Source organism: Bradyrhizobium cajani (assembly GCF_009759665.1).
Classification (GTDB): Bacteria; Pseudomonadota; Alphaproteobacteria; order Rhizobiales; family Xanthobacteraceae; genus Bradyrhizobium; species Bradyrhizobium cajani.
The window spans coordinates 21,761-42,140 of sequence record NZ_WQNE01000020.1; the positions used below are offsets into that span (position 1 = coordinate 21,761).

15 protein-coding genes and 1 pseudogene are annotated in these 20,380 nt (G+C 63.7%); 8 read left to right on the forward strand and 8 right to left on the reverse strand.

What is annotated here, in order from left to right; translation table 11 throughout:
* Positions 1–46 precede the first annotated feature (46 nt).
* Together GPL20_RS22735 and GPL20_RS22740 are read left to right on the forward strand one after the other, a co-directional pair.
* Positions 47–1,654: an acyl-CoA synthetase gene (locus tag GPL20_RS22735; protein ID WP_157331775.1), complete on the forward strand. Its 1,608-nt coding sequence runs from the start codon at positions 47–49 to the stop codon at positions 1,652–1,654.
* A gap of 9 nt (positions 1,655–1,663) precedes the next feature.
* Complete coding sequence (locus GPL20_RS22740) at positions 1,664–2,524, forward strand: PCC domain-containing protein (protein WP_157331777.1); 861 nt, start codon at positions 1,664–1,666, stop codon at positions 2,522–2,524.
* A gap of 14 nt (positions 2,525–2,538) precedes the next feature.
* Here the strand turns inward: GPL20_RS22740 and GPL20_RS22745 are convergent, their stop codons facing one another.
* On the reverse strand, positions 2,539–4,620 hold the full coding sequence (locus GPL20_RS22745; RefSeq protein ID WP_157331779.1) for a DUF1217 domain-containing protein: 2,082 nt from the start codon (positions 4,618–4,620) through the stop codon (positions 2,539–2,541).
* A 262-nt stretch (positions 4,621–4,882) separates the two neighbouring features.
* Between GPL20_RS22745 and GPL20_RS22750 the strand changes: the two genes are divergently transcribed.
* The 3 genes from GPL20_RS22750 (at position 4,883) to GPL20_RS22760 (ending at position 7,730) form a co-directional block, all read left to right on the forward strand.
* Positions 4,883–5,650 (forward strand): AAA family ATPase, encoded by a 768-nt coding sequence (locus GPL20_RS22750; RefSeq protein ID WP_157331781.1) that lies wholly within the window; start codon positions 4,883–4,885, stop codon positions 5,648–5,650.
* 545 nt (positions 5,651–6,195) lie between these two features.
* On the forward strand, positions 6,196–6,759 hold the full coding sequence (locus GPL20_RS22755; protein WP_157331782.1) for an SRPBCC family protein: 564 nt from the start codon (positions 6,196–6,198) through the stop codon (positions 6,757–6,759).
* 2 nt (positions 6,760–6,761) lie between these two features.
* On the forward strand, positions 6,762–7,730 hold the full coding sequence (locus tag GPL20_RS22760) for a YVTN family beta-propeller repeat protein (protein WP_254125579.1): 969 nt from the start codon (positions 6,762–6,764) through the stop codon (positions 7,728–7,730).
* A gap of 80 nt (positions 7,731–7,810) precedes the next feature.
* Here the strand turns inward: GPL20_RS22760 and GPL20_RS22765 are convergent, their stop codons facing one another.
* Positions 7,811–8,485 (reverse strand): HAD family hydrolase, encoded by a 675-nt coding sequence (locus GPL20_RS22765; protein ID WP_157331784.1) that lies wholly within the window; start codon positions 8,483–8,485, stop codon positions 7,811–7,813.
* Between the two features lie 64 nt (positions 8,486–8,549).
* Between GPL20_RS22765 and GPL20_RS22770 the strand changes: the two genes are divergently transcribed.
* A complete protein-coding gene (locus tag GPL20_RS22770; RefSeq protein WP_246250833.1) occupies positions 8,550–8,759 on the forward strand; it encodes an RNA 2'-phosphotransferase in 210 nt (69 codons plus the stop codon).
* Positions 8,760–8,773: 14 nt separating this feature from the next.
* Here GPL20_RS22770 and GPL20_RS22775 read toward each other — a convergent pair.
* The 6 genes and pseudogenes from GPL20_RS22775 to GPL20_RS22800 all read right to left on the reverse strand — a co-directional run bounded on the left by GPL20_RS22775 (position 8,774) and on the right by GPL20_RS22800 (position 16,284).
* Positions 8,774–9,323 (reverse strand): annotated as a pseudogene (locus GPL20_RS22775) (DinB family protein).
* A gap of 53 nt (positions 9,324–9,376) precedes the next feature.
* Positions 9,377–12,352 (reverse strand): excinuclease ABC subunit UvrA, encoded by a 2,976-nt coding sequence (uvrA, locus tag GPL20_RS22780; RefSeq protein ID WP_157331788.1) that lies wholly within the window; start codon positions 12,350–12,352, stop codon positions 9,377–9,379.
* Between the two features lie 307 nt (positions 12,353–12,659).
* On the reverse strand, positions 12,660–13,424 hold the full coding sequence (locus tag GPL20_RS22785; RefSeq protein WP_157331790.1) for an outer membrane protein: 765 nt from the start codon (positions 13,422–13,424) through the stop codon (positions 12,660–12,662).
* A 157-nt stretch (positions 13,425–13,581) separates the two neighbouring features.
* A complete protein-coding gene (locus GPL20_RS22790; RefSeq protein ID WP_157331792.1) occupies positions 13,582–14,337 on the reverse strand; it encodes an outer membrane protein in 756 nt (251 codons plus the stop codon).
* Positions 14,338–14,582: 245 nt separating this feature from the next.
* Positions 14,583–15,272 carry an outer membrane protein gene (locus GPL20_RS22795; RefSeq protein ID WP_157331794.1) on the reverse strand — a complete coding sequence of 230 codons (690 nt, stop codon included), beginning with the start codon at positions 15,270–15,272 and terminating at the stop codon, positions 14,583–14,585.
* Between the two features lie 238 nt (positions 15,273–15,510).
* A complete protein-coding gene (locus GPL20_RS22800) occupies positions 15,511–16,284 on the reverse strand; it encodes an outer membrane protein (protein WP_157331796.1) in 774 nt (257 codons plus the stop codon).
* Positions 16,285–16,734: 450 nt separating this feature from the next.
* Between GPL20_RS22800 and GPL20_RS22805 the strand changes: the two genes are divergently transcribed.
* Positions 16,735–17,226 carry a single-stranded DNA-binding protein gene (locus GPL20_RS22805; RefSeq protein WP_157331798.1) on the forward strand — a complete coding sequence of 164 codons (492 nt, stop codon included), beginning with the start codon at positions 16,735–16,737 and terminating at the stop codon, positions 17,224–17,226.
* Positions 17,227–17,621: 395 nt separating this feature from the next.
* Positions 17,622–20,354 carry a DNA gyrase subunit A gene (gene gyrA, locus GPL20_RS22810; protein ID WP_157331800.1) on the forward strand — a complete coding sequence of 911 codons (2,733 nt, stop codon included), beginning with the start codon at positions 17,622–17,624 and terminating at the stop codon, positions 20,352–20,354.
* Positions 20,355–20,380: the final 26 nt, after the last annotated feature.

Sequence of the window (20,380 nt, forward strand, 5' to 3'; positions counted from 1 at the left end):
ATGAGCGGGCAGCTGACGTGCCGTCCGCCTTCGAAGAGGAAGCCCGATGCAGCCCCTGCGCATGTCCCGCCGTGTCATGAATCTCGCCTACATGCTGACCCAGAATGCGCGGCGGCATGGATCTCGCGCCGGCTTCGTCTGGGGGGACAAATCCTGGACCTGGCGGGAGATCGATGCGCAGGTTTCGGCGCTGGCGGCGGCGCTTGCCGCGCGCGGCATCGCCAAGGGTGACCGCATCCTCGTCCATTCCAAGAATGGCGACGAGATGTTCGTCTCGATGTTCGCAGCGTTCCGGCTCGGCGCGGTCTGGGTGCCGACCAATTTCCGCCTGATGCCGGACGAGGTCACCTATCTCGCGCAGGCCTCGGGGGCGAAGGGCTTCCTGTGCCATGTCGATTTCCCCGAACACGCCGCGGCGGTGAAGGGCGGCGCGCTGGAATTCACCTGGAGCGTCGATGGCAAGGCCGCGTTCGGCGAGCGCTCGGTGGCCGACGCCATCGCCTCGCAGGCGGGCGCTGCCGTGGAGAATGTCGCAGTCGAGCATGACGATCCCTGCTGGTTCTTCTTCACCTCGGGCACCACCGGCCGCTCCAAGGCCGCCGTGCTCACCCACGGCCAGATGGGATTTGTCATCACCAATCATCTCGCTGACCTCACGCCCGGCACGACGGAGCAGGACGCCTCGCTGGTGGTGGCGCCGCTGTCGCATGGCGCCGGCGTGCACCAGCTGATGCAGACGGCGCGCGGGGCGCGCACCGTGCTGCTGCCGACCGAAAAGTTCGACATCAACGAGGCGTTCCGCCTGATCGAGGCGCATCGCGTCAGCAATCTCTTCACGGTGCCGACCATCCTGAAGATGATGGTCGAGCATCCCGCTGCCGACAAATACGATCACTCGTCGCTCCGCCAGGTGATCTATGCCGGCGCACCGATGTATCGCGAGGACCAGAAGGCCGCGCTGAACAAGCTCGGCAAGGTCATCGTGCAGTATTTTGGCCTCGGCGAGGTCACAGGCAACATCACCGTGCTGCCGGCGGCGCTGCACGATCCCGAGGACGGCCCCCACGCGAAGATCGGCACCTGTGGCTTCGAGCGCACGGGCATGCAGGTCTCGATCCAGGACGACGAGGGCCGCGAGCTCAAGGCCAACCAGAGCGGCGAGATCTGCGTGATCGGCCCCGCGGTGTTCGCCGGCTACTACGACAACCCCGAAGCCAATGCGAAGGCGTTCCGCAACGGCTGGTTCCGCACCGGCGATCTCGGCCACATGGACGAGGAGGGCTTCGTCTACATCACCGGACGCGCCTCCGACATGTACATCTCCGGTGGCTCCAACATCTATCCGCGCGAGATCGAGGAGAAGATCCTGACCCATCCCGCGATCGGCGAGGTCGCCGTGCTCGGCGTGCCCGATGCGACCTGGGGCGAGGTCGGCATCGCCGTCTGCGTCGCGCGCGAAGGCGAGAAGCCCGTGAGCGAAGCGGAGATGGTGGCGTTCCTGTCGCCGAAGGTGCCGCGCTACAAGATGCCGAAGCGGTTCTTCTTCTGGGAGGCGCTGCCGAAATCCGGCTATGGCAAGATTCCGAAGCGCATGGTCCGCGACGAGCTCGAGGCGCGCGGGCTGCTCGATCTCGACAAGACGAAGGCGGGCTGAGCGTAGGCGATGCGGAATATCAAGCAGCCGGGCGTACCGCCTCCCGAACGCATCCAATGGGTGGAGGCGAGGGGACGCGCGTTCTCGTTCACCGTGCAAGCAGGACTGCCGCTGCTGGAAGCTGCGCGCCGCGGCTTTGCGGCGGGAGGATTTGCCGGCGGCGTGCTCAACTTCAGGCACGGCGCGCTCGGGCCGTTCGCCTATGTCATGCCGGCGTTGTCGAAGACCGGCGAGAATGCCGCGTTCTACAGCGACACGTACCGCCCCGGCGGCGTGACGCGGACCAAGCTCGGCACCATGACACTTGGCCTGCGCGACAATGCGCCGTTCTTTCATTGCCACGGGCTGTGGACGGAGGCGGACGGCAAGACCAGCGGCGGCCACATGCTGCCGGACGAGACTGTGGTCGCCGAGCCGTTCGCGGTCCAAGCCTTCGGCATCGATGGTGCGATGTTCACCGCCGAGCCCGATCCCGAGACCAACTTCAAGCTGTTCGGGCCGGTGGCGGCTACGAGCACCGGCGCGCGGGCGACCAGCCGGGCCTTCGCGCTGCGGCTGCGGCCGAACCAGGACTTTGCCGGCTGCCTTGAAGCGTTCTGCCGCGCGCATGGAATTGCCCGCGCGAAGATCCATGGCGGCGTCGGCTCGACCATCGGCGCGCGATTCACCCATGGCGGCGAGACCGAGCCGTTTGCCACCGAGCTGGCGATAACGGCCGGTGCGATCGCGCCTGGTCCTTCCGGTGCGCTGGAAGCCGCGCTCGATGCTGCCCTGATCGACTACACCGGCGGAATGGCTGATGGTCGTCTGATCCGTGGCGACAATCCCGTGCTGATGACCATGGAACTGGTGCTCGAAGTGTTGGACTAGTATCGGAGCGATCGTCAGTGAGAACGCAGTTTGGCAATGGCCAAGAACGTCGATTCACTTATCCCCGATATGCCTGAGCTCGATCCTTGAAAGAGGTTCAGCAAGGGAGATTGTCCCTGGCCGGTGCTCTCGCTGTTCTTGACGTCATACATGGCTGAGAAACGATTCAGCAGCTTTGCGACCTTCGCGGGATCGGACAGATCCTTGATCTTCATGAATCTGTCCACGAACTTGGCCTGCTGATCGATCGGCATCGCCGCCATCTGATCAGGCAAATCGAATGTGGTCCTGAACACCTCCGAAAGCGCCTTGTCGGCGAGGATATCGTAGGCGGACGTGATCTCGCCCGCCTTTCGCTGGAAATAGAGCGCCAGGCGCACGCCGGGATTGGTCTCGCCCTGCTGCTGCTCCAGGCTTTGCTGGACATAGTTCGCCTGCGTTTCCCGGAGTTGATCCCGCTTCTGGGGACCCATCATCGGCAGGCGCGCGACGTTGCCCTTGCTGTCGAAATTGAACGACGCCACGATTTCGGCAAAGCGAGGATCGCTCTGCGTGTTCGCGAAGCTCTTCGGATCGTTCAGGTCGGATGCGAAGATCTTCTTGAGAAAATCGTCGCCGACCTTCCGAGGGTCCAGACCCTTGGCCAGGAGAATCAAATCGACCATCGGCCTGTTTGCAAGAAGATCGGAAACGCTGTCGATGCCTGCGATCGCCTCCTGATAAGCCGTCGCATCCTTGGTGGCTTGTGCCCGAACTGCCGCTTGCTGCTTGGTGCTCGCCGTGCTTGCGCTCTTCACCGCCTGAATGACGTAGTCCTTCGCAATCTGGAGGACTTCAGCAGCGTCCTGCGCCACCAGGGGGGTCGTCAGATTGCCCTTGGCATCGAAATTGAAGGCGCGTGCGAGCTGTACGTATCGATCGTCCTTGAGGGTGTAGACGTAGCTCTTGGGATCGCTGAGGTCACTTTCGAGGACCGCCTCGATGGTGGCCTTCGAGACCTTTGCGGGATCGAGGCCAACGGCGCCCAGCGCAAAATCATACACGCCTGGTGTCGACACGAACGCCTGGACCGAATTGATCTTGAGGAGGTCCGCTCTGAATTGCTTGATCGCGAGAGCTTCGTAGATCGGGCTTGCCGCCGCGTAGACGTCGGCCTTGCTGTCGTCGAACCGCTTTTTCGTGAGCGCAATATTCGCGGCAGTCTGCGCAGGTACGCCGGCCGGAAGCGACCCATCGGGCAAGAACTCGAACGCGCCGGCCAGATCGACAAATCCACCGATCTCCGTAATCTGGTCGTTCAGGCTGGAGATGCTGTTGTTATACGTCTCCAAATGATGCTTCTCGACCAGGATCTGGACTTGCAACTGGGGCACGTTGGCGCCCGGTTGCGAGAGTTGAGCCGTGTAATTGGCGATGTTCGTATTGGCAGCGCTGGCATCTGATTTGGCTTGAGCAAGCTGGGCATTCAGGCCGCTCAACTGCGAAGCGAAGGTGGTGTTGACGTAGCTGTTTAGATCGGATGGATCGCTGCGCAGGACCTGACTTATCGTAGCAGGCGGCCACTTGTTTTGATCGATCCCGTATGCCGAATAGACATAATTGCGAAGGCGGTCGTTGTTCAGGATCTGGTCTGCACTGCTGATGCTGCCGATCTGGGCGCTATAATAACTCGAGTCGCTGGCGAGCGCATCGACCTGGCTCTTCTTGGTCGCCGTATAGAGACCGATCATCTCGTCGGTCTGGTTGTCCGATTGCGCCACTGGCGTTGCAGTGCCGTTGAAGGAGAATGCCGCCGCAAACTCCCGGTAGCGCTTGTCCACCAGCTTGTTGACGAAGCTCTTGGAGTCGTTGATGTCGCTCTCCAGCACCTTTTTCATGAAGGCCTTGGCGTAGGCCATGTCTTCCAGACCATAGGCCTTCATCGCATAATGATACAGGCGATAATCCTTCATGAAATCGTCGACGGTCTTCACCTTGCCGATGTTGGCTCTGTAATAGGCAGCCTCTCGCGCCACGTCCGGCTGCTGTTCGACCCGCGTCAGGGACTGCCTGAGATTGCGCGTAATGTAGTTGTAACTGAAATAGGTTGATACCATCGCGCATTCCTCGCGGCTTTAAGGTCCCGGACGTCCGTCAATCATTGCGGGGTCGCGAGGTGGGGGCCGGCCTCATGCCAGCGAACTGTTTCAGAGCTACGTTTCCTAAGGCGATTCCGGACCACAATCTCAGGTTTCAGTTTGGGTCGAAATGACGCATATCGGGTTTGTTTCTGTATGTTTCCCAGATGCTGCTTTCGCGAGGGTTGTGTTCCTGATATGTTCCCATCAAGCATAGGTCGGAATGGATTGGAAGCCGGTCATGAGCCGAAGAAGCGGTCGAACGATCAACCTGCCGGCGCCGTACCTGAGGCGGGTCTGGCTCGACCCGGCGAAAGTTCACGATCGCGAGGTCTATCCGTTTTGCCTGCCCATATTCCCGGATGATTTCGAGCTCAATTTCGACACCCCCATCACGATCATCGTCGGAGAGAACGGCACCGGGAAGTCGACGATCCTCGAGGGGATTGCTGCGCTCGCCGGCTACGACGATGCCGGCGGCGGGAAGGGCTACATGCCGGTCGATCATTCCGAAGCGCGTGAGAAGATGGGCAGCCAACTTTCCAGGGCGCTGCGCGCGAGCTGGCTGCCGAAGATCACCAATGGCTGGTTCTTTCGTGCCGAGAGCTTCTTCTCGGTGGCGCGATATCTGGACAAGGCCGCGCGCGATGCCGGCCAGGTCGGCCCCGATTTCCTGTCGCATTCCCACGGCGAAGGCTTCCTGCGCTTTTTCGAAGAGCGTTGCCAGCGGCAGGGCATCTTCATCTTCGACGAGCCGGAATCGGCGCTGTCGCCGGCACGTCAGATCGAGTTCTTGAAGCTGCTGCGGCGCATGGAAGACTCCCGCATCTGCCAGGTGATCATGGCGACGCATTCGCCGATGCTGATGGCCTATCCCAACGCGCGGCTGCTGCGGCTGGCCAAATACGGCCTGGAGCCGACAACGGTAGAGCAGACCGATCATTACCGGGTGATGCGGGAGTTTTGCGCTGATCCACGCGGATTCGTCGAGGCGACGCTGGCGGAGTAGTTGAGGCTGGCGACTGATACTCGGTCTCTCCGTCGTCATTGCGAGCGCAGCGAAGCAATCCAGAATCGTTCCGCGGCGGCAGTCTGGATTGCTTCCCTGCGCTCGCAATGACGGTGCGGCGGCCAGCGACGTTCCCACTCGTGTGTCCCGGACAAGCTGCAACGCGCCCGCGTTGTTGCGCAGAGCCTGACCCGGATGACCGACACGGGACAATGCTGCGACGTAGGCCCCGGCTCGGCAGCGCACCGCCGAAGGGGCGCTGCGCTGCGACCGGGGCACGAGAGCGGAATTCATCTTCGCCTTCCAACCTGAATGGCACGCGCGATTTCACCTCCCCGCGGCACATCGTGCCCGAGCTTTGCTGCAGGTGTTGACCTACCCTGGTCTCGTGTGTTTTGCCCGTCGGGTGCCGCAACGGATGGTGTGGATGCGGGGGGCACCACCGCCACAGCCGCGCCACGAACCGGTCGCCCCACGGTCCAAAAATGCGCTACGATGGTCCCAGCGCGCCTCAAGTCGCGCGGAATCAAGAGTGAGGAAACGGTATGAGGATGACGATCGGAACGGCGCTCGCCGGGGTGGCGGCGCTGGCGGTGGCGGGGACGGCCTTGATGACGGCTTTTGCACCGGCCTGGGCCCACGGGCCGACCCGGCAGAAGGTGCGGGAATCCATCGAGATCAGCGCGCAGCCGGCCAAGGTGTGGGCCGCGATCGGCAATTTCCAGGACATGAGCTGGCTCCCGCCGGTCACCAAGACCGAGGGCGCGAAGGGCAACGAGATCGGCGCGACGCGAACGCTGACCCTGACGGGCGGCCCGACGGTCGAGGAGGAGCTGTACAAATACGAGCCCGAGATGCTGAGCTATTCGTACCGGATCACCAAGGTCGACGTGAAGGTGCTGCCGGTGACCAATTATTCCTCGACCTTGACGGTGTCGCCCGCGCCTGATGGCAAGGCGAAACTGGAATGGGCCGGCGCGTTCTATCGTGGCTATCCCAACAACGATCCGCCGCCGGAGCTGAGCGACGAAGCCGCGATGAAGGCGGTGAGCGGGCTGTACAAGGCCGGGCTCGAGGCGCTCAAGAAGAAGATCGAGAGCGGAAGCTGATCGTGCGAGCGCTGGTTCTGGCGGCCTTTGCCGCCAGCCTTTGCAGTGCCAGCCTTGGCGGTGCCGGTCTCCCGCGCGCATCCGCCGAAGAGGCGTTCGTCACCAACCAGCTCAGCGACGATCTGATGGTCGTGGACCTCGCTGGTGCGCGCGGCGTTGCGACCATCCCGATCGGCGGCAAGCCGGCGGGCGTGGCCGTCAGCGCGGACGGGCGCTTTGCCTATGTGACGAGCCCCGACGCCAAGGCGGTGACGGTGGTGGACGCGGCAACACGCCAGGTTGCGGGGCGGATCGAGGTCGGCGGCGGGCCGCTCGGCATAGCCGTCGCACCCGATGGCCGCACCGTCTATGTCGCCGACTGGTATGCCGCCGCAGTGCGGGTGATAGATGCGGCGAGCCGCAGCGTCACAGCCAGCATCGCGGTCGGCGCCTCGCCCTCGGGCCTCGCGGTGACGCCGGACGGCAAGCTGCTGCTCTCGGCGGACCGCGACGACGACAGCGTCTCGGTGGTGGACACTGCGACGCGCCAGCGCAAAGCAATGATCAAGGTCGGCACGCGTCCGTTCGGCGTCACCATCGATGCCGAGGGCAGGCGCGCCTACACCGCCAATGTCGGCTCCGACGACGTCTCCGTGATCGACATCGCCGAGGGACGCGAGATCGGCCGTGTGCCGGTCGGGATGCGGCCCTATGCCGTGGCGCTGACGCAGGGGCGCGGCTTCGTCACGGATCAATATGGCGGCACGGTCAGCGTGTTCGATCTGTCGACGCTGAAGCCGGTGAAGCGCATCAATGTCGGCGACTATCCCGAGGGCATCAATGCAACCGCCGACGGCAAGCGCATCGTCGTCGCCTGCTGGGAAAGCAACACGCTCGATATCATCGATGCCACCGAGCTGAAGGTGATCGGCGAGATCAAGACCGGCGACGGCCCCCGCGCGTTCGGAGTATTCTTGCGCAGGACAGAGTAGGGGCGGTAGCCCGCATGAGCGACCCGTCCGCCGTAGCTCGGAGAGCGAAGGCGGAAGCGACATGCGGGACAGAGCCGTCCTCATTCGCCGACATTCCCGGATGTCGCTTCGCTCATCCGGGCTACGGCACCGGGACACAGCGTCGACGAAATCTCATCCATCCGCTCAAACACGTGGTCCGGCCCCAGCGCCCGCAGCGCCGCCGGCGCCGCATAGCCCCAGCACACCGCACCGCAGGCAATGCCGACGGCCCGTGCCGCCTCGATGTCACGGGCCTCGTCGCCGATCGCAATCACTTGCGCAGGCTCCACACCGGCACGGCGGATGACCCGGCGGAATTTCGCGGGCTTGCCGAACAGCGACGCGGCGCAGTCGAAATGCGCGAACAGCGCGGCGGCCGGTCCAAGCTTCTCGCGCGCATTGGTCTCGCTGTCGGAGGTCACCAGCGCGAGCTGCACGCCGTTCTCAGTCAGCGTCCGCAGCATCGCCTCGACGCCCGCAAACAGCGCAATCTCGGCCGCCGCCTCCGCCTTCAACCGCCGCGCATGCCGCGCGATCGCCGGCAGCTTCCACAAGGGCACCTCGAGCCGGGAGAGGATCTCGCGGCTCGACGCATGCCGCAGCTCCTCGATGTCCTCATTCGCGACGCGCCGAAAATTGAAGCGATCCGCGACATCGTTGATGGTGCGCAGGAACCACGGAAAGCTGTCGGCGAGGGTGCCGTCGAGATCGAAGATGGCGAGGGAGTAGGGCATGTGAAGGGAAGGCCTAGTCGATTTTCGAAGCCGGATGTACAAGAGAAAAACAGGAGCGCACAAGATGCCGGTCGATCAGATTCAACTGAGCAAATTCTTGAGTTTCGTGTTGAGGCACAAACCCGACGAAATCGGCTTGACACTCGGTCCTGAGGGCTGGGTCAACATCTTCAAGGTCGATGCCGGTGGCATGCACGCGAAGGGGCTCAAGTTCTATCGTGCGGACAACGGAGTATGGTTGACTGACCATGTCCCGCCGGAGTTTCTGACCTGAACGGAGTGGGGTGGCTAGGATTTCCACACGGTCGCTTCGGTCCATCCGAGATCGTCGAATTCGGCGGCCCTGAGCGGTGCCTCTCCCTCCGCGAAGAAATTCGTCGAGCTGAGGCGGTGCGACGCTCGTATCGGACAGCATGGCATGTGCCTGTCCGCGATGATGAATCTGATGTTGGAAGAGATGCATGAGCAACCGGTCGCGTCGTTCGGTTTGCACGGCCGTGTCGCGGTTGACCCGCACAACGCCGTCGAGAATCTCGGGTGTCAATGCATCGCAGACAGCAATCAAGCGCTTGTCGACCGCGGCTTGCGCCGGCTTAAGCGCGGCAAGGGAAGGGTGCGGCACCTCGTTCTTCCAGGCCGCCGGGCCCAACCATCCGCCCTCCAGCGCATCGACATAGAAGAGGTCAATGACATGGATGTGGTTCAGCGTGCGCTGCAGGCTCGGAAAGAACCCGGTTCGCTCGGCTTCGAAATCAGCCTGAGGCAGAGCAGCGCAAGCAGTGAGCAGGCGATGGTTTGCCCAGGCATTGTTGTGGGCGAACGCACGATAGGTTTGCACAAGTCCGGCAGAAGGCTCATTCTCCCTCAGACCTGTGCGTCGGCGCGTGCAACCTACTCCGCCGCCTCGCTCGTCCTCCCGCGCTTCGGCTTCCGCGCCTTCTTCAGCACCGGCTCCAGAAACTTGCCCGTATAGCTCCGCGGCGCCTTCGCGATGTCTTCCGGCGGGCCCCAGGCGACGATCTCGCCGCCGCCGTCGCCGCCTTCGGGGCCGAGGTCGATGACCCAGTCGGCGGTCTTGATGACTTCGAGATTGTGCTCGATGACGACGACCGTGTTGCCCTGCGCGACCAGCTCGTGCAGCACTTCAAGCAGCTTCTTGACGTCATGGAAGTGCAGGCCGGTGGTCGGCTCGTCCAGGATGTAGAGCGTGCGGCCGGTGGCGCGCTTGGACAGCTCTTTTGCCAGCTTGACGCGCTGGGCTTCGCCGCCGGAGAGCGTCGTGGCCTGCTGGCCGACATGGATGTAGTCGAGGCCGACCCGGTGCAGGGTCTGGAAGGTCTCGCGCACGCGTGGCACCGCCTTGAAGAACTCGGCGGCCTCCTCGACGGTCATGTCGAGCACGTCGGCGATGCTCTTGCCCTTGAACAGGACCTCCAGCGTCTCGCGGTTGTAGCGCTTGCCCTTGCAGACGTCGCAGGTGACGTAGACGTCGGGCAGGAAGTGCATCTCGATCTTGATGACGCCGTCGCCCTGGCACGCCTCGCAGCGGCCGCCCTTGACGTTGAAGGAGAAGCGGCCGGGTTCGTAGCCGCGCGCCTTGGCCTCGGGCAGGCCGGCGAACCATTCGCGGATCGGCGTGAAGGCGCCGGTGTAGGTCGCGGGGTTGGAGCGCGGGGTGCGGCCGATCGGCGACTGGTCGATGTCGATGATCTTGTCGATGTGCTCGAGGCCCTCGATGCGGTCGTGCGGGGCGGCGCCCTCGCTGGCATTGTTCAGCTTGCGGGCGATGGCACGGTACAGCGTGTCGATCAGCAGCGTCGACTTGCCGCCGCCGGAGACGCCGGTGACGCAGGTGAACAGGCCGAGCGGAATCTCCGCCGTGACGTTCTTGAGGTTATTGCCGCGCGCGTTGACCACCTTGATGGTGCGGCGATGGTTCGGCGGGCGCCGCTCCGGCACCTCGACCTCGAGCTCGCCGGTCAGGTACTTGCCGGTCAGCGATTTCGGGTTGCGCATGATCTCGGCGGGCGTGCCTTCGGCGACGATGTTGCCGCCATGCATGCCGGCGCCGGGGCCGATGTCGAGCACGTAGTCGGCGAGGCGGATGGCATCCTCGTCATGCTCGACCACCACCACGGTGTTGCCGAGGTCGCGCAGTCTCTTCAGCGTGTCGAGCAGGCGGGCGTTGTCGCGCTGGTGCAGGCCGATCGAGGGCTCGTCCAGCACGTAGAGCACGCCCGTCAGCCCCGAGCCGATCTGTGAGGCCAGGCGGATGCGCTGGCTCTCGCCGCCGGACAGCGTGCCCGAGGAGCGGGACAGCGTGAGATAGTTGAGGCCGACATCGAGCAGGAAGGTAAGGCGCTCGCGGATCTCCTTGAGGATGCGGCCGGCGATCTCGTTCTGCTGCGCGTTCAGCGCCTCCGGCACGGTCTCGAACCACGCGCCGGCGCCCTTGACCGACAGCTCCGAGATCTCGCCGATATGCTTGCCGCCGACCTTGACGCAGAGCGCCTCGGGCTTGAGCCGAAACCCGCGGCACGCCTCGCAGGGCACGTCGTGGAAATACTTTGCCAGCTCCTCGCGCGCCCACTCGCTCTCGGTCTCGCGGTAGCGGCGGTTGATGTTGGTGATGACGCCCTCGAACGGCTTCTTGGTGTCGTAGGAGCGCACCCCGTCCTCGTAGGAGAACTTGATCTCGTCCTCGCCGGAGCCGTAGAGGATCGCGTCTCTCGTCTTCTTCGGCAGATCCTTCCACTTGGTGTCGAGCGTGAACTTGTAGTGCTTGCCGAGCGCGGTCAGCGTCTGCACGTAGTAGGGCGACGAGGACTTGGCCCAGGGCGCGATCGCGCCCTTGCGCAGCGTCAGGTCCTTCTCGGGGATGACGAGGTCCTCGTCGACATGCTGCTCGACGCCGAGACCACCGCAGGCGGGGCAGGCGCCATAGGGATTGTTGAAGGAGAATAGGCGCGGCTCGATCTCGGGGATGGTGAAGCCGGAGACCGGGCAGGCGAACTTCTCCGAGAACAGGATGCGCTCGGGCCCGCTCTTGTCGTGGATCTTCGCGGTCTTCTTTTTCTCCTCAGTGGGCGCCGCCGCCGGCGCGTCGGCGAACTCGACGACGGCGAGGCCCTCGGCGAGCTTCAGCGCGGTCTCAAAGCTCTCGGCGAGGCGCTGGCCGATATCGGCGCGCACCACGATGCGGTCGACGACGACGTCGATGTCATGGGGGAATTTCTTGTCGAGCGTCGGCGCCTCCGCAAGCTCATGGAAGGTGCCGTCGATCTTGACGCGCTGAAAGCCCTTCTTGAGCCATTCGGCGAGCTCTTTGCGGTACTCGCCCTTGCGGCCGCGCACGACGGGGGCGAGCAGATAGAGGCGCGTGCCCTCGGGCAGCGCCAGCACGCGGTCGACCATCTGCGAGACGGTCTGGCTCTCGATTGGCAGGCCGGTGGCCGGCGAATAGGGCACGCCGACGCGCGCCCAGAGCAGGCGCATGTAATCGTAGATCTCTGTCACCGTGCCGACGGTAGAGCGCGGGTTCTTCGAGGTCGTCTTCTGCTCGATCGAGATCGCCGGCGACAGGCCGTCGATCTGGTCGACGTCCGGCTTCTGCATCATCTCGAGGAATTGCCGGGCATAGGCCGACAGCGATTCGACGTAGCGGCGCTGGCCCTCGGCATAGATGGTGTCGAAGGCGAGCGAGGATTTGCCGGAGCCGGAGAGGCCGGTGAACACCACGAGCTTGTCGCGGGGAATCTCGACGTCGATGTTCTTGAGGTTGTGCTCGCGCGCGCCACGGATCGTAATTGCGCGCAGGCTGGAGCCCGCGTTCTGTTGTTGGCGCTTCGCCTTGATCACTTCGTCCATCCCGCTAATCCCCTGGGAATCCCAAAGACGCACGATCGCGCCAATGGAAGAGGCGCGCTTCGCCCGGAACCGGGATCGGCGCCGATGGGTATGCGTGCGAACGTAGGAAGAACGGCGACGGATTTCCAGTGCGCATTGCGAATCGTCAACGGATTGTTGGTGCGCTGGCGGCATTTGGCAGTAGCGGTCGGCGTCCGGAACAAGCGAAGGGCCGGCACGAGGCCGGCCCTTCGTTCGCAGTTGGAAGCGGATCTTGGGGAATCCGCGCTTGAGCAGGACCTTGGAGGAGTCCCTTGGGAATCGGAGATCAGTATTTGACGACGACCGGGCCGCCCCAGCGGTAGTTGACGCGGATCAGCCCCATGTCGATGTCCTGGCCGATCCGGTCGGTGCGCGCGAGCAGCCCGCCGGACAGGGTGGCGAAATCGGCGCTGTGATGGCCGAGGAACACGTGGTTGTACTCGCCGCCGACCGACCAGTTTTCGGCAAAACCGTACTCGACGCCGATGCCGATGGTGTAGCCCCAGCGGGTCTGGTTGACGCTGTTGAAGGCCAGCGCCGGCACCCCCGGAAAGAAGGTGTCGTATTTGTCGTGTGCCACGGCCGCACCGGCCTTGCCGTAGAACAGCAGGCTGTTGACGGCGTAGCCCATCTGGCCGGTGAACAGGCCGAAGCTGTCGATCTTGGTCTGATTGGTGAGGGGGGCCAGCGCCACGCTGACATTGCTGCCCTTGAAGTCGGCCCAGTTGCCCTGGCCCTCGATGCCGAACACCCAGCGCGATTTCTGCCAGCGATAGCCGATCTGTCCGCCGACCGTGCCGCCGCCGGCATTGTGACAGCCTTCGCCGACCGCGGGATCGACCACCGCTCCCAACGCGTTGGTCACGCCCCAGCAGGCATGCGCCCAGCCGCCACCGCCGTTGATGCCGACATAGACGCCGCTCCAGTCGTAGACGGGGACGGGGACGGGCGCCACCGGCACCTTGGAATAGAGCGGCAGATCGGCGGCAGCAGCGGGCGCGGCTGCGCCAATTGCCAACAAGCTGACCGCGGCCAGCGCCCATGTCTTCATGTCACGTCCCCAACTCACCGAGCCAATTCGCGGGACGCAATCCACATCCCACGACTCCATGACGCATCGGTGCTTCCTGGCGCGAAAACAAAAAGGCCGGGCGCGAGGCCGGCCTTTCGTAACGCGATGGCGTTGGAGGCGAAGCTCAGTACTTCGCTTAGTACCTCGCGACGACAGGGCCGCCGAAGGTGTAGTTGAGGCGAACCGTCGCCATGTCCACGTCCTGCTTGATGCTGTCGCTGCGGGTGGTCACGCCGAGGAAGGTGAAGGTCTCGTTGTGCCTGCCCATGAACAGGTGGTTGTATTCGACGCCGACCGACCAGTTCGGGGCGAAGCCGAATTCGATGCCGGTGCCGACGGAGCCACCCCAACGCGTTTCGTTCGCGTTGTCGAGCGTGACGCCCGCAAAAGTGCCGCTGTACTTGTTGTGAGTGACGGCAGCGCCGCCCTTCACGTACCAGAGCACGTTGTTCCAGGCATAGCCGACCTGGCCGGTGAAGAGGCCAATGGCGTCGATCTTGGTGTTGTTCACCAGCGGGAAGAGCGCGGCCGGGGAGCTTGTGTTCGAACCCTTCAGATCAGCCCAGTCGCCCTGAGCTTCGAGGCCGAACACCCAGTTGGCGGACTGCCAGCGATAACCGATCTGACCACCGACGATTGCGCCGGTCGCATTGTGACAACCCTCGGCCACTGCCGGGGCGACAGCGACGAGGCCGACACCGGTAAGATCCCAGCAATTGTGGCTCGAACCACCGCCGGCGTTGGCGCCGAGGTAGAAACCGCTCCAGTTGTAGACCGAAGCCACGGCCACCGGCGCCTTGGTGTATGGACGGGCCGCAAGATCGGCCGCCGAGGCCGGTGTCAACGCGCTGAGTGCGAACAGACTGGCCGAAGCCAGCAAGATCTTTTTCATCTGATTCCCCAGTTCCGTCTCTCTTTGTTGCCTTCCGCGAGGAAGAGCAGCGGACCCTACGACCCAACTGATGCTATTACTCTACACCATTGAAGCCAAAGGTTGTGTCACCAGGGCGCCACATCTCGCCGAAAACGCTAATGGCGGGCTGGCGTATATTGCTACGCGAGAAAACAACAAAAAGGCCGGCGCAAGGCCGGCCTTTCGTAACGCTATGGCGTCGGAGACGAAGCTCAGTACTTTGCTCAGTACTTGGCCACCACCGGGCCGCCGAAGTGATAGTTGACGCCGACCTGCACGGTGTGGAAGTTGAGCGTGCCGGTGGGCAGGGCGCCGGAGAAGTACGTCTCGCCGCCGAGGCTGCGATAGAGATACTCGCCCTTGACCGACCACTGCGGCGCGAAGAACGCTTCGACGCCCGCACCGACGGTCCAGCCCGAGTGGAACTTGCTGTCCGACACGGACACGCCGAGCGCGGAGAGGGTGATCTTGTTGTCGATCCAGGCGTAGCCGCCGGTGCCGTAGAACAGGACGTTGTTGACGGCCCAGCCGATGCGGCCACGCACGGTGCCCATCGCGTCGGTCTTCGAGCTCGCGGTCGCGGTTGCAACACCGAATCCGGGGACAACGGTGGCGCCGGTCGCCGAGGCGCTGACATCAGCCCAGGAGCCATCGGCCTCGATGCCGAACACGACGTTGCCGGTCTGCCAGTTGTAGCCGGCGGTGCCACCGACGAAGCCACCCTTCATCTTCGGGTCGCCGGAACCGTTTTCCCAGGCGCCGCCACCGACGATACCGAGATAGAAGCCGGTCCAGTTGTAGACCGAAGCCACAGCCACGGGCGCCTTGGTATAGGGGCGCGCTGCAAGATCGGCGGCCGAGGCCGGAGCGGCGAGAGCGAACAAACAGGCCGAAGCCAACAAAACCTTTTTCATTTCGACTTTAATCCCAGTCCCAGTTTCTGTTGTTGCCTTCCGTGCGTTGGAAGGGCAGCGGACGCTGTGGTCCAACTGGCCGCGTGCTTACACCAACAAAGCCGGAAGTTGTGTCTCTCAAAAGTCACAATAATTGCAAAAACGTCACCATTACTGACAGATCGTTGAACGGCTCGCGTCCCAGCAAAAAGGCCGGCGCGAGGCCGGCCTTTGATCTATCAGCGATATCAGAGAGATATCAGTATTTCGCGATCACCGGGCCACCCCAGCGATAGTTCACCCGGACGAGGCCGATGTCGACGTCCTGGCTGATGCGCTCGGAGCGCGTGACAGCGCCGATCGGAGCGTTGATGAAGTTGCCGGACCCCGTGAAGGTGAGGTTGCGATTGCCGAGGAAGATGTGATCGTACTCGATGCCGAGCGACCAGTTCGGCGCAAATCCGAATTCGACGCCTGCACCTACGGTGCCGCCCCAACGGGTCTCGCTAGCCCGGTCGAATTCGAGGCCAGTCACGACGTCGTAGCCACGGTAGCGATCGGCGACAACCGCGCCGCCGCCCTTCACGTAGAACAGCACGTTGTTCCAGGCATAGCCGACCTGGCCGGTGAACAAGCCGAAGGCTTCGATCTTGGAGCGATTGCGGAGGAGGGTGTTGAACGTGCCGATGTTGTCGCCCGAGAAATCGGCCCAGTTGCCCTGGCCTTCAAGGCCGAACACCCAGTTGGCCGACTGCCAGCGATAGCCGAACTGACCACCGACCGTGCCGCCAACCGCGTTGTGGCACCCATCGGCGACGTTAACGCCGAGGGTCGGCGAGATGAAGTCCCAGCACTTGTGGCTCGAACCGCCGCCGCCGTTGATGCCGACGTAGAAGCCGCTCCAGTCGTAGATCGCGGCGATCATCGGCGCCGGAGCCTTGGTGTAGGGACGCGCAGCAAGATCCGCCGCATTTGCGGGAGCCGACAGGCTCAACGCAACCACACCGATTGCACCAATCAAAATCTTATTCATTGCAGTCTCCCCAGTTTCGTCCGCTTCTTGAAAATCCCCGAAGTGGTTACTCAGGCGCGACGTCCATATGAATCAATTCCAAGCAGACCGTAGCCCAATGGAATGGCGGAGTCCGTCTCCCAAATGCAACACTCGCGGGCTAACTCAATGGCTTGCAACTTGATGAATGTTAAGCGCTTTTCCCGATGCTGGAACCAGAGGAGGTTTCCGCCAGTTCCATCATTGCCAGCGTCACGCGATCGACATGGCGTTGTCACACTCGCCCTTGAGTTGTGCCGGAACAAATCTGGAACAAGCCTTCAGTCGATGCTATATGTGGGGATAACCTGAGGGGTGACGGGCTGATCGGCGTCCGCAAGCGTATAGGGTCGCCTCGACAGGTCGCAGGGGATCGCGCGGAGCGGGCTCGGCCTTTATGAATTTCAGTGGCATTTGGAGTGGAGAGCGGCGATGGCGGGAAGCGTCAACAAGGTCATTCTGGTCGGAAATCTCGGCAAGGATCCGGAAATCCGCCGGACCCAGGACGGGCGGCCGATCGCGAATTTGAGCGTCGCCACCTCGGAGACGTGGCGCGACAAGGCGACCGGCGAGCGCAAGGAGAAGACCGAATGGCACCGCGTCGTGATCTTCAATGAAGGCCTCGCCAAGGTCGCCGAGCAGTATCTGAAGAAGGGCGCCAAGGTTTACGTCGAGGGCGCGCTCCAGACCCGCAAATGGACCGACCAGAGCGGCGTCGAGAAGTACTCCACCGAAGTCGTGCTCCAGGGCTTCAACTCGACCCTCACGATGCTCGACGGTCGCGGCGGCGGTGGCGGCAGCTTCGGCGAGGAGCCGGGTGGCGATTTCGGCTCCTCCGGTCCTGTCAGCAGCGCGCCGCGCCGTCCCGTTGCCGCCGGCGGCGGTGGCCGCAACAGCGACATGGACGACGACATCCCGTTCTGAGATCGCGGATCGCACGACCCGGAACGCGCTGACCAATTGGGCGGCGCCTGGTGTGCGGTGTCAGCAGTTCCCACTAATCGACGGCGCGGGCTCGGATTTTCCGGGCCCGCTTCATGTTCGGCTTGAACTCAAATCGGCCTGCGATCGGTGCGACGGCACCCGGCAGTTTTTGGCAGCCGGCGAATGAGCTGTCGGGGAGGTTGGCGGTCAAGTCCTGCGGGCGTTACAGGCGGTTCCGCGACGCCATTTCCAGGGCTCTCCGAGGTGCCGTGACCGAGGCCCTAAGTCTCTGGAAAAACAGTCGGAAAAAGCGCTTTACTGGCCCCTTGCGAGGGTGGTTATCGGGGCCCCGATGCGCTATATGATTCCCAGACAAAACCTCACCGGATTTCCCCTTGGCTGACGACGACAACAAGCCCGGCGACCAGCCGGCGCAACCCTCGGACATTCGCCCCGTCTCCATCCTCGACGAGATGAAGAAGTCCTACCTCGATTACGCCATGAGCGTGATCGTGTCGCGCGCGCTGCCCGATGCGCGCGACGGCCTGAAGCCGGTGCATCGCCGCATCCTGTTCTCGATGAACGAGGAAGGCTACACGCCCGACAAGAAGCACAAGAAGTCGGCCGGTATCGTCGGCGACGTCATGGGCCAATACCACCCGCATGGCGACCAGGCGATCTACGACGCGCTGGTGCGCATGGCGCAGCCCTTCTCGATGCGCGAACTGCTGGTGGACGGTCAGGGTAATTTCGGCTCGGTCGACGGCGACCCGCCGGCGGCGATGCGCTACACCGAGTCGCGCCTGACCAAGATCGCGCTGAAGCTGCTCGACGACATCGACAACGAAACCGTCGACTTCCAGGACAACTACGACGGTTCGACCAAGGAGCCGGTGGTTCTGCCGGCGCGGTTTCCGAACCTGCTCGTCAACGGCGCCGGCGGCATTGCCGTCGGCATGGCCACCAACATCCCGCCGCACAATCTCGGCGAGGTCATCGACGCCTGTCTGGCGTTGATCGACAATCCGTCGCTGACCATCGACGAGCTCAACAACATCATCCCGGGCCCGGATTTCCCGACCGGCGGCATCATCCTGGGCCGCCAGGGCATCCGTAGCGCCTACCATCTCGGCCGTGGCTCCATCGTGATGCGCGGCAAGGTTGCGTTCGAGACGATCCGCAAGGAGCGCGAGGCGATCGTCATCACCGAGATTCCGTATCAGGTGAACAAGGCGACGATGGTCGAACGCATCGCCGAGCTCTACAAGGAAAAGAAGATCGAGGGCATCTCCGACCTGCGCGACGAGTCCGACCGCGAGGGCTATCGCGTCGTCGTCGAGCTCAAGCGCGACGCCGTGCCCGACGTGGTGCTGAACCAGCTCTACAAGTTCACGCCGCTCCAGACCAGTTTCGGCGTCAACGCCGTCGCGCTCGATTCCGGCCGCCCGCAGACGATGAACCTGAAGGATATGCTGACGATCTTCGTCGGCTTCCGCGAGCAGGTCGTCACCCGCCGGACCAAGTACAAGCTGCGCAAGGCGCGCGAGCGCGCGCATGAGCAGGTCGGCCTTGCCATTGCGGTCGCCAACATCGACGAGATCATCAAGGTGATCCGCACCTCGCCGACGCCGGCGGCTGCGCGCGACACCCTGATGACGCGGAACTGGCCTGCGCGCGACGTCGAGGACATCATCACGCTGATCGACGATCCGCGCCACCGCATCAACGAGGACGGCACGATCCGCCTGTCGCTGGATCAGGCCAAGGCTATCCTGGAACTGCGCCTGGCGCGCCTTACCGCGCTCGGCCGCGACGAGATCGGCGAGGAGCTCGCAAAACTCGCCGGCGAGATCGGCGACTATCTCGAGATCCTGCGTTCGCGCGCCCGGATCCTCGACATCATCAAGACCGAGCTCGCCGAGGTGAAGGCCGAGTTCGCCACCCCGCGCCGCACCGTGATCATGGAGCAGGAAGGCGAGGTCGAGGACGAGGACCTGATCCAGCGCGAGGACATGGTCGTTACCGTCTCCCACGCAGGTTATGTCAAGCGCGTGCCGCTGTCGGCCTATCGGGCGCAGCGCCGCGGCGGCAAGGGCCGCGCCGGCATGCAGACCCGAGACGAGGATTTCGTCTCGCGCCTGTTCGTGGCCTCCACTCACACGCCGGTACTGTTCTTCTCCTCACGCGGCCAGGTCTACAAGGAGAAGGTCTGGCGGCTGCCGATGGCCGCGCCGAATGCGCGCGGCAAGGCGCTGATCAACATCCTGCCGCTGGAGCAGGGTGAGCGCATCACCACCATCATGCCGCTGCCCGAGGATGAATCGACCTGGGGCAATCTCGACGTGATGTTCGCCACGACAGGCGGCAACGTCCGGCGCAACAAGCTGTCCGATTTCGTCGACGTCCGCCGCTCCGGCATCATCGCCATGAAGCTCGACGACGGCGAAGCGATCGTCGACGTCCAGATCTGCACCGAGCGCGACGACGTGCTGCTGACTGCCGCCGGCGGCCAGTGCATTCGCTTCCCGGTCCCTGACGTGCGCGTGTTCACCGGGCGCACCTCGATGGGCGTGCGCGGCATCGCGCTCGGCGAGGGCGACAAGGTGATCTCGCTGGCGATCCTGCGCCATGTCGAGACCACCTCGGACGAGCGCTCGGCCTATTTGAAGATGCGCCGTGCGGTCGCCGGCGAAGCCGCGACGGAGGAGGCTCAGGCTGATGCCGAGGCCGAGGAGACCTCCGGCAGCTTCCAGCTCGCCCAGGAGCGCTATGTCGAGATGTCGGCGGCCGAGCAGGTCGTGCTGACCGTCTCCGTCAACGGCTATGGCAAGCGGACCTCGTCCTACGAGTACCGCACCACGGGCCGCGGCGGCAAAGGCATCGTCGCCATGAGCGTCAATAACCGCAACGGCAACCTCGTGGCGTCCTTCCCCGTGGAGGAGGCCGATCAAATCATGCTGGTCACCGACAAGGGCCAGCTGATCCGCTGCCCCGTCGAAGGCATCCGCATCGCCGGAAGATCGACCCAGGGCGTGATCGTGTTCGACACCGCCGAGGACGAGCACGTTGTCTCGGTCGAACACATCACGGAAGAGGCCGAGAGCGGCAACGGGGCGAATGGGGAGTGACGTGTAGCCCGGATGGAGCGAAGCGA

Bases quoted from the DNA above. Each gene is read 5' to 3' on its own strand.
- GPL20_RS22755 (WP_157331782.1), top strand. From the start codon at position 6,196: ATGAGGATGACGATCGGAACGGCGCTCGCCGGGGTGGCGGCGCTGGCG.
- GPL20_RS22790 (WP_157331792.1), bottom strand. From the start codon at position 14,337: ATGAAAAAGATCTTGCTGGCTTCGGCCAGTCTGTTCGCACTCAGCGCG.
- GPL20_RS22745 (WP_157331779.1), bottom strand. From the start codon at position 4,620: ATGGTATCAACCTATTTCAGTTACAACTACATTACGCGCAATCTCAGG.
- GPL20_RS22800 (WP_157331796.1), bottom strand. From the start codon at position 16,284: ATGAATAAGATTTTGATTGGTGCAATCGGTGTGGTTGCGTTGAGCCTG.
- GPL20_RS22785 (WP_157331790.1), bottom strand. From the start codon at position 13,424: ATGAAGACATGGGCGCTGGCCGCGGTCAGCTTGTTGGCAATTGGCGCA.
- GPL20_RS22750 (WP_157331781.1), top strand. From the start codon at position 4,883: ATGAGCCGAAGAAGCGGTCGAACGATCAACCTGCCGGCGCCGTACCTG.
- GPL20_RS22770 (WP_246250833.1), top strand. From the start codon at position 8,550: ATGCCGGTCGATCAGATTCAACTGAGCAAATTCTTGAGTTTCGTGTTG.
- GPL20_RS22805 (WP_157331798.1), top strand. From the start codon at position 16,735: ATGGCGGGAAGCGTCAACAAGGTCATTCTGGTCGGAAATCTCGGCAAG.
- GPL20_RS22795 (WP_157331794.1), bottom strand. From the start codon at position 15,272: ATGAAAAAGGTTTTGTTGGCTTCGGCCTGTTTGTTCGCTCTCGCCGCT.
- GPL20_RS22765 (WP_157331784.1), bottom strand. From the start codon at position 8,485: ATGCCCTACTCCCTCGCCATCTTCGATCTCGACGGCACCCTCGCCGAC.
- uvrA (WP_157331788.1), bottom strand. From the start codon at position 12,352: ATGGACGAAGTGATCAAGGCGAAGCGCCAACAACAGAACGCGGGCTCC.
- GPL20_RS22735 (WP_157331775.1), top strand. From the start codon at position 47: ATGCAGCCCCTGCGCATGTCCCGCCGTGTCATGAATCTCGCCTACATG.
- GPL20_RS22740 (WP_157331777.1), top strand. From the start codon at position 1,664: ATGCGGAATATCAAGCAGCCGGGCGTACCGCCTCCCGAACGCATCCAA.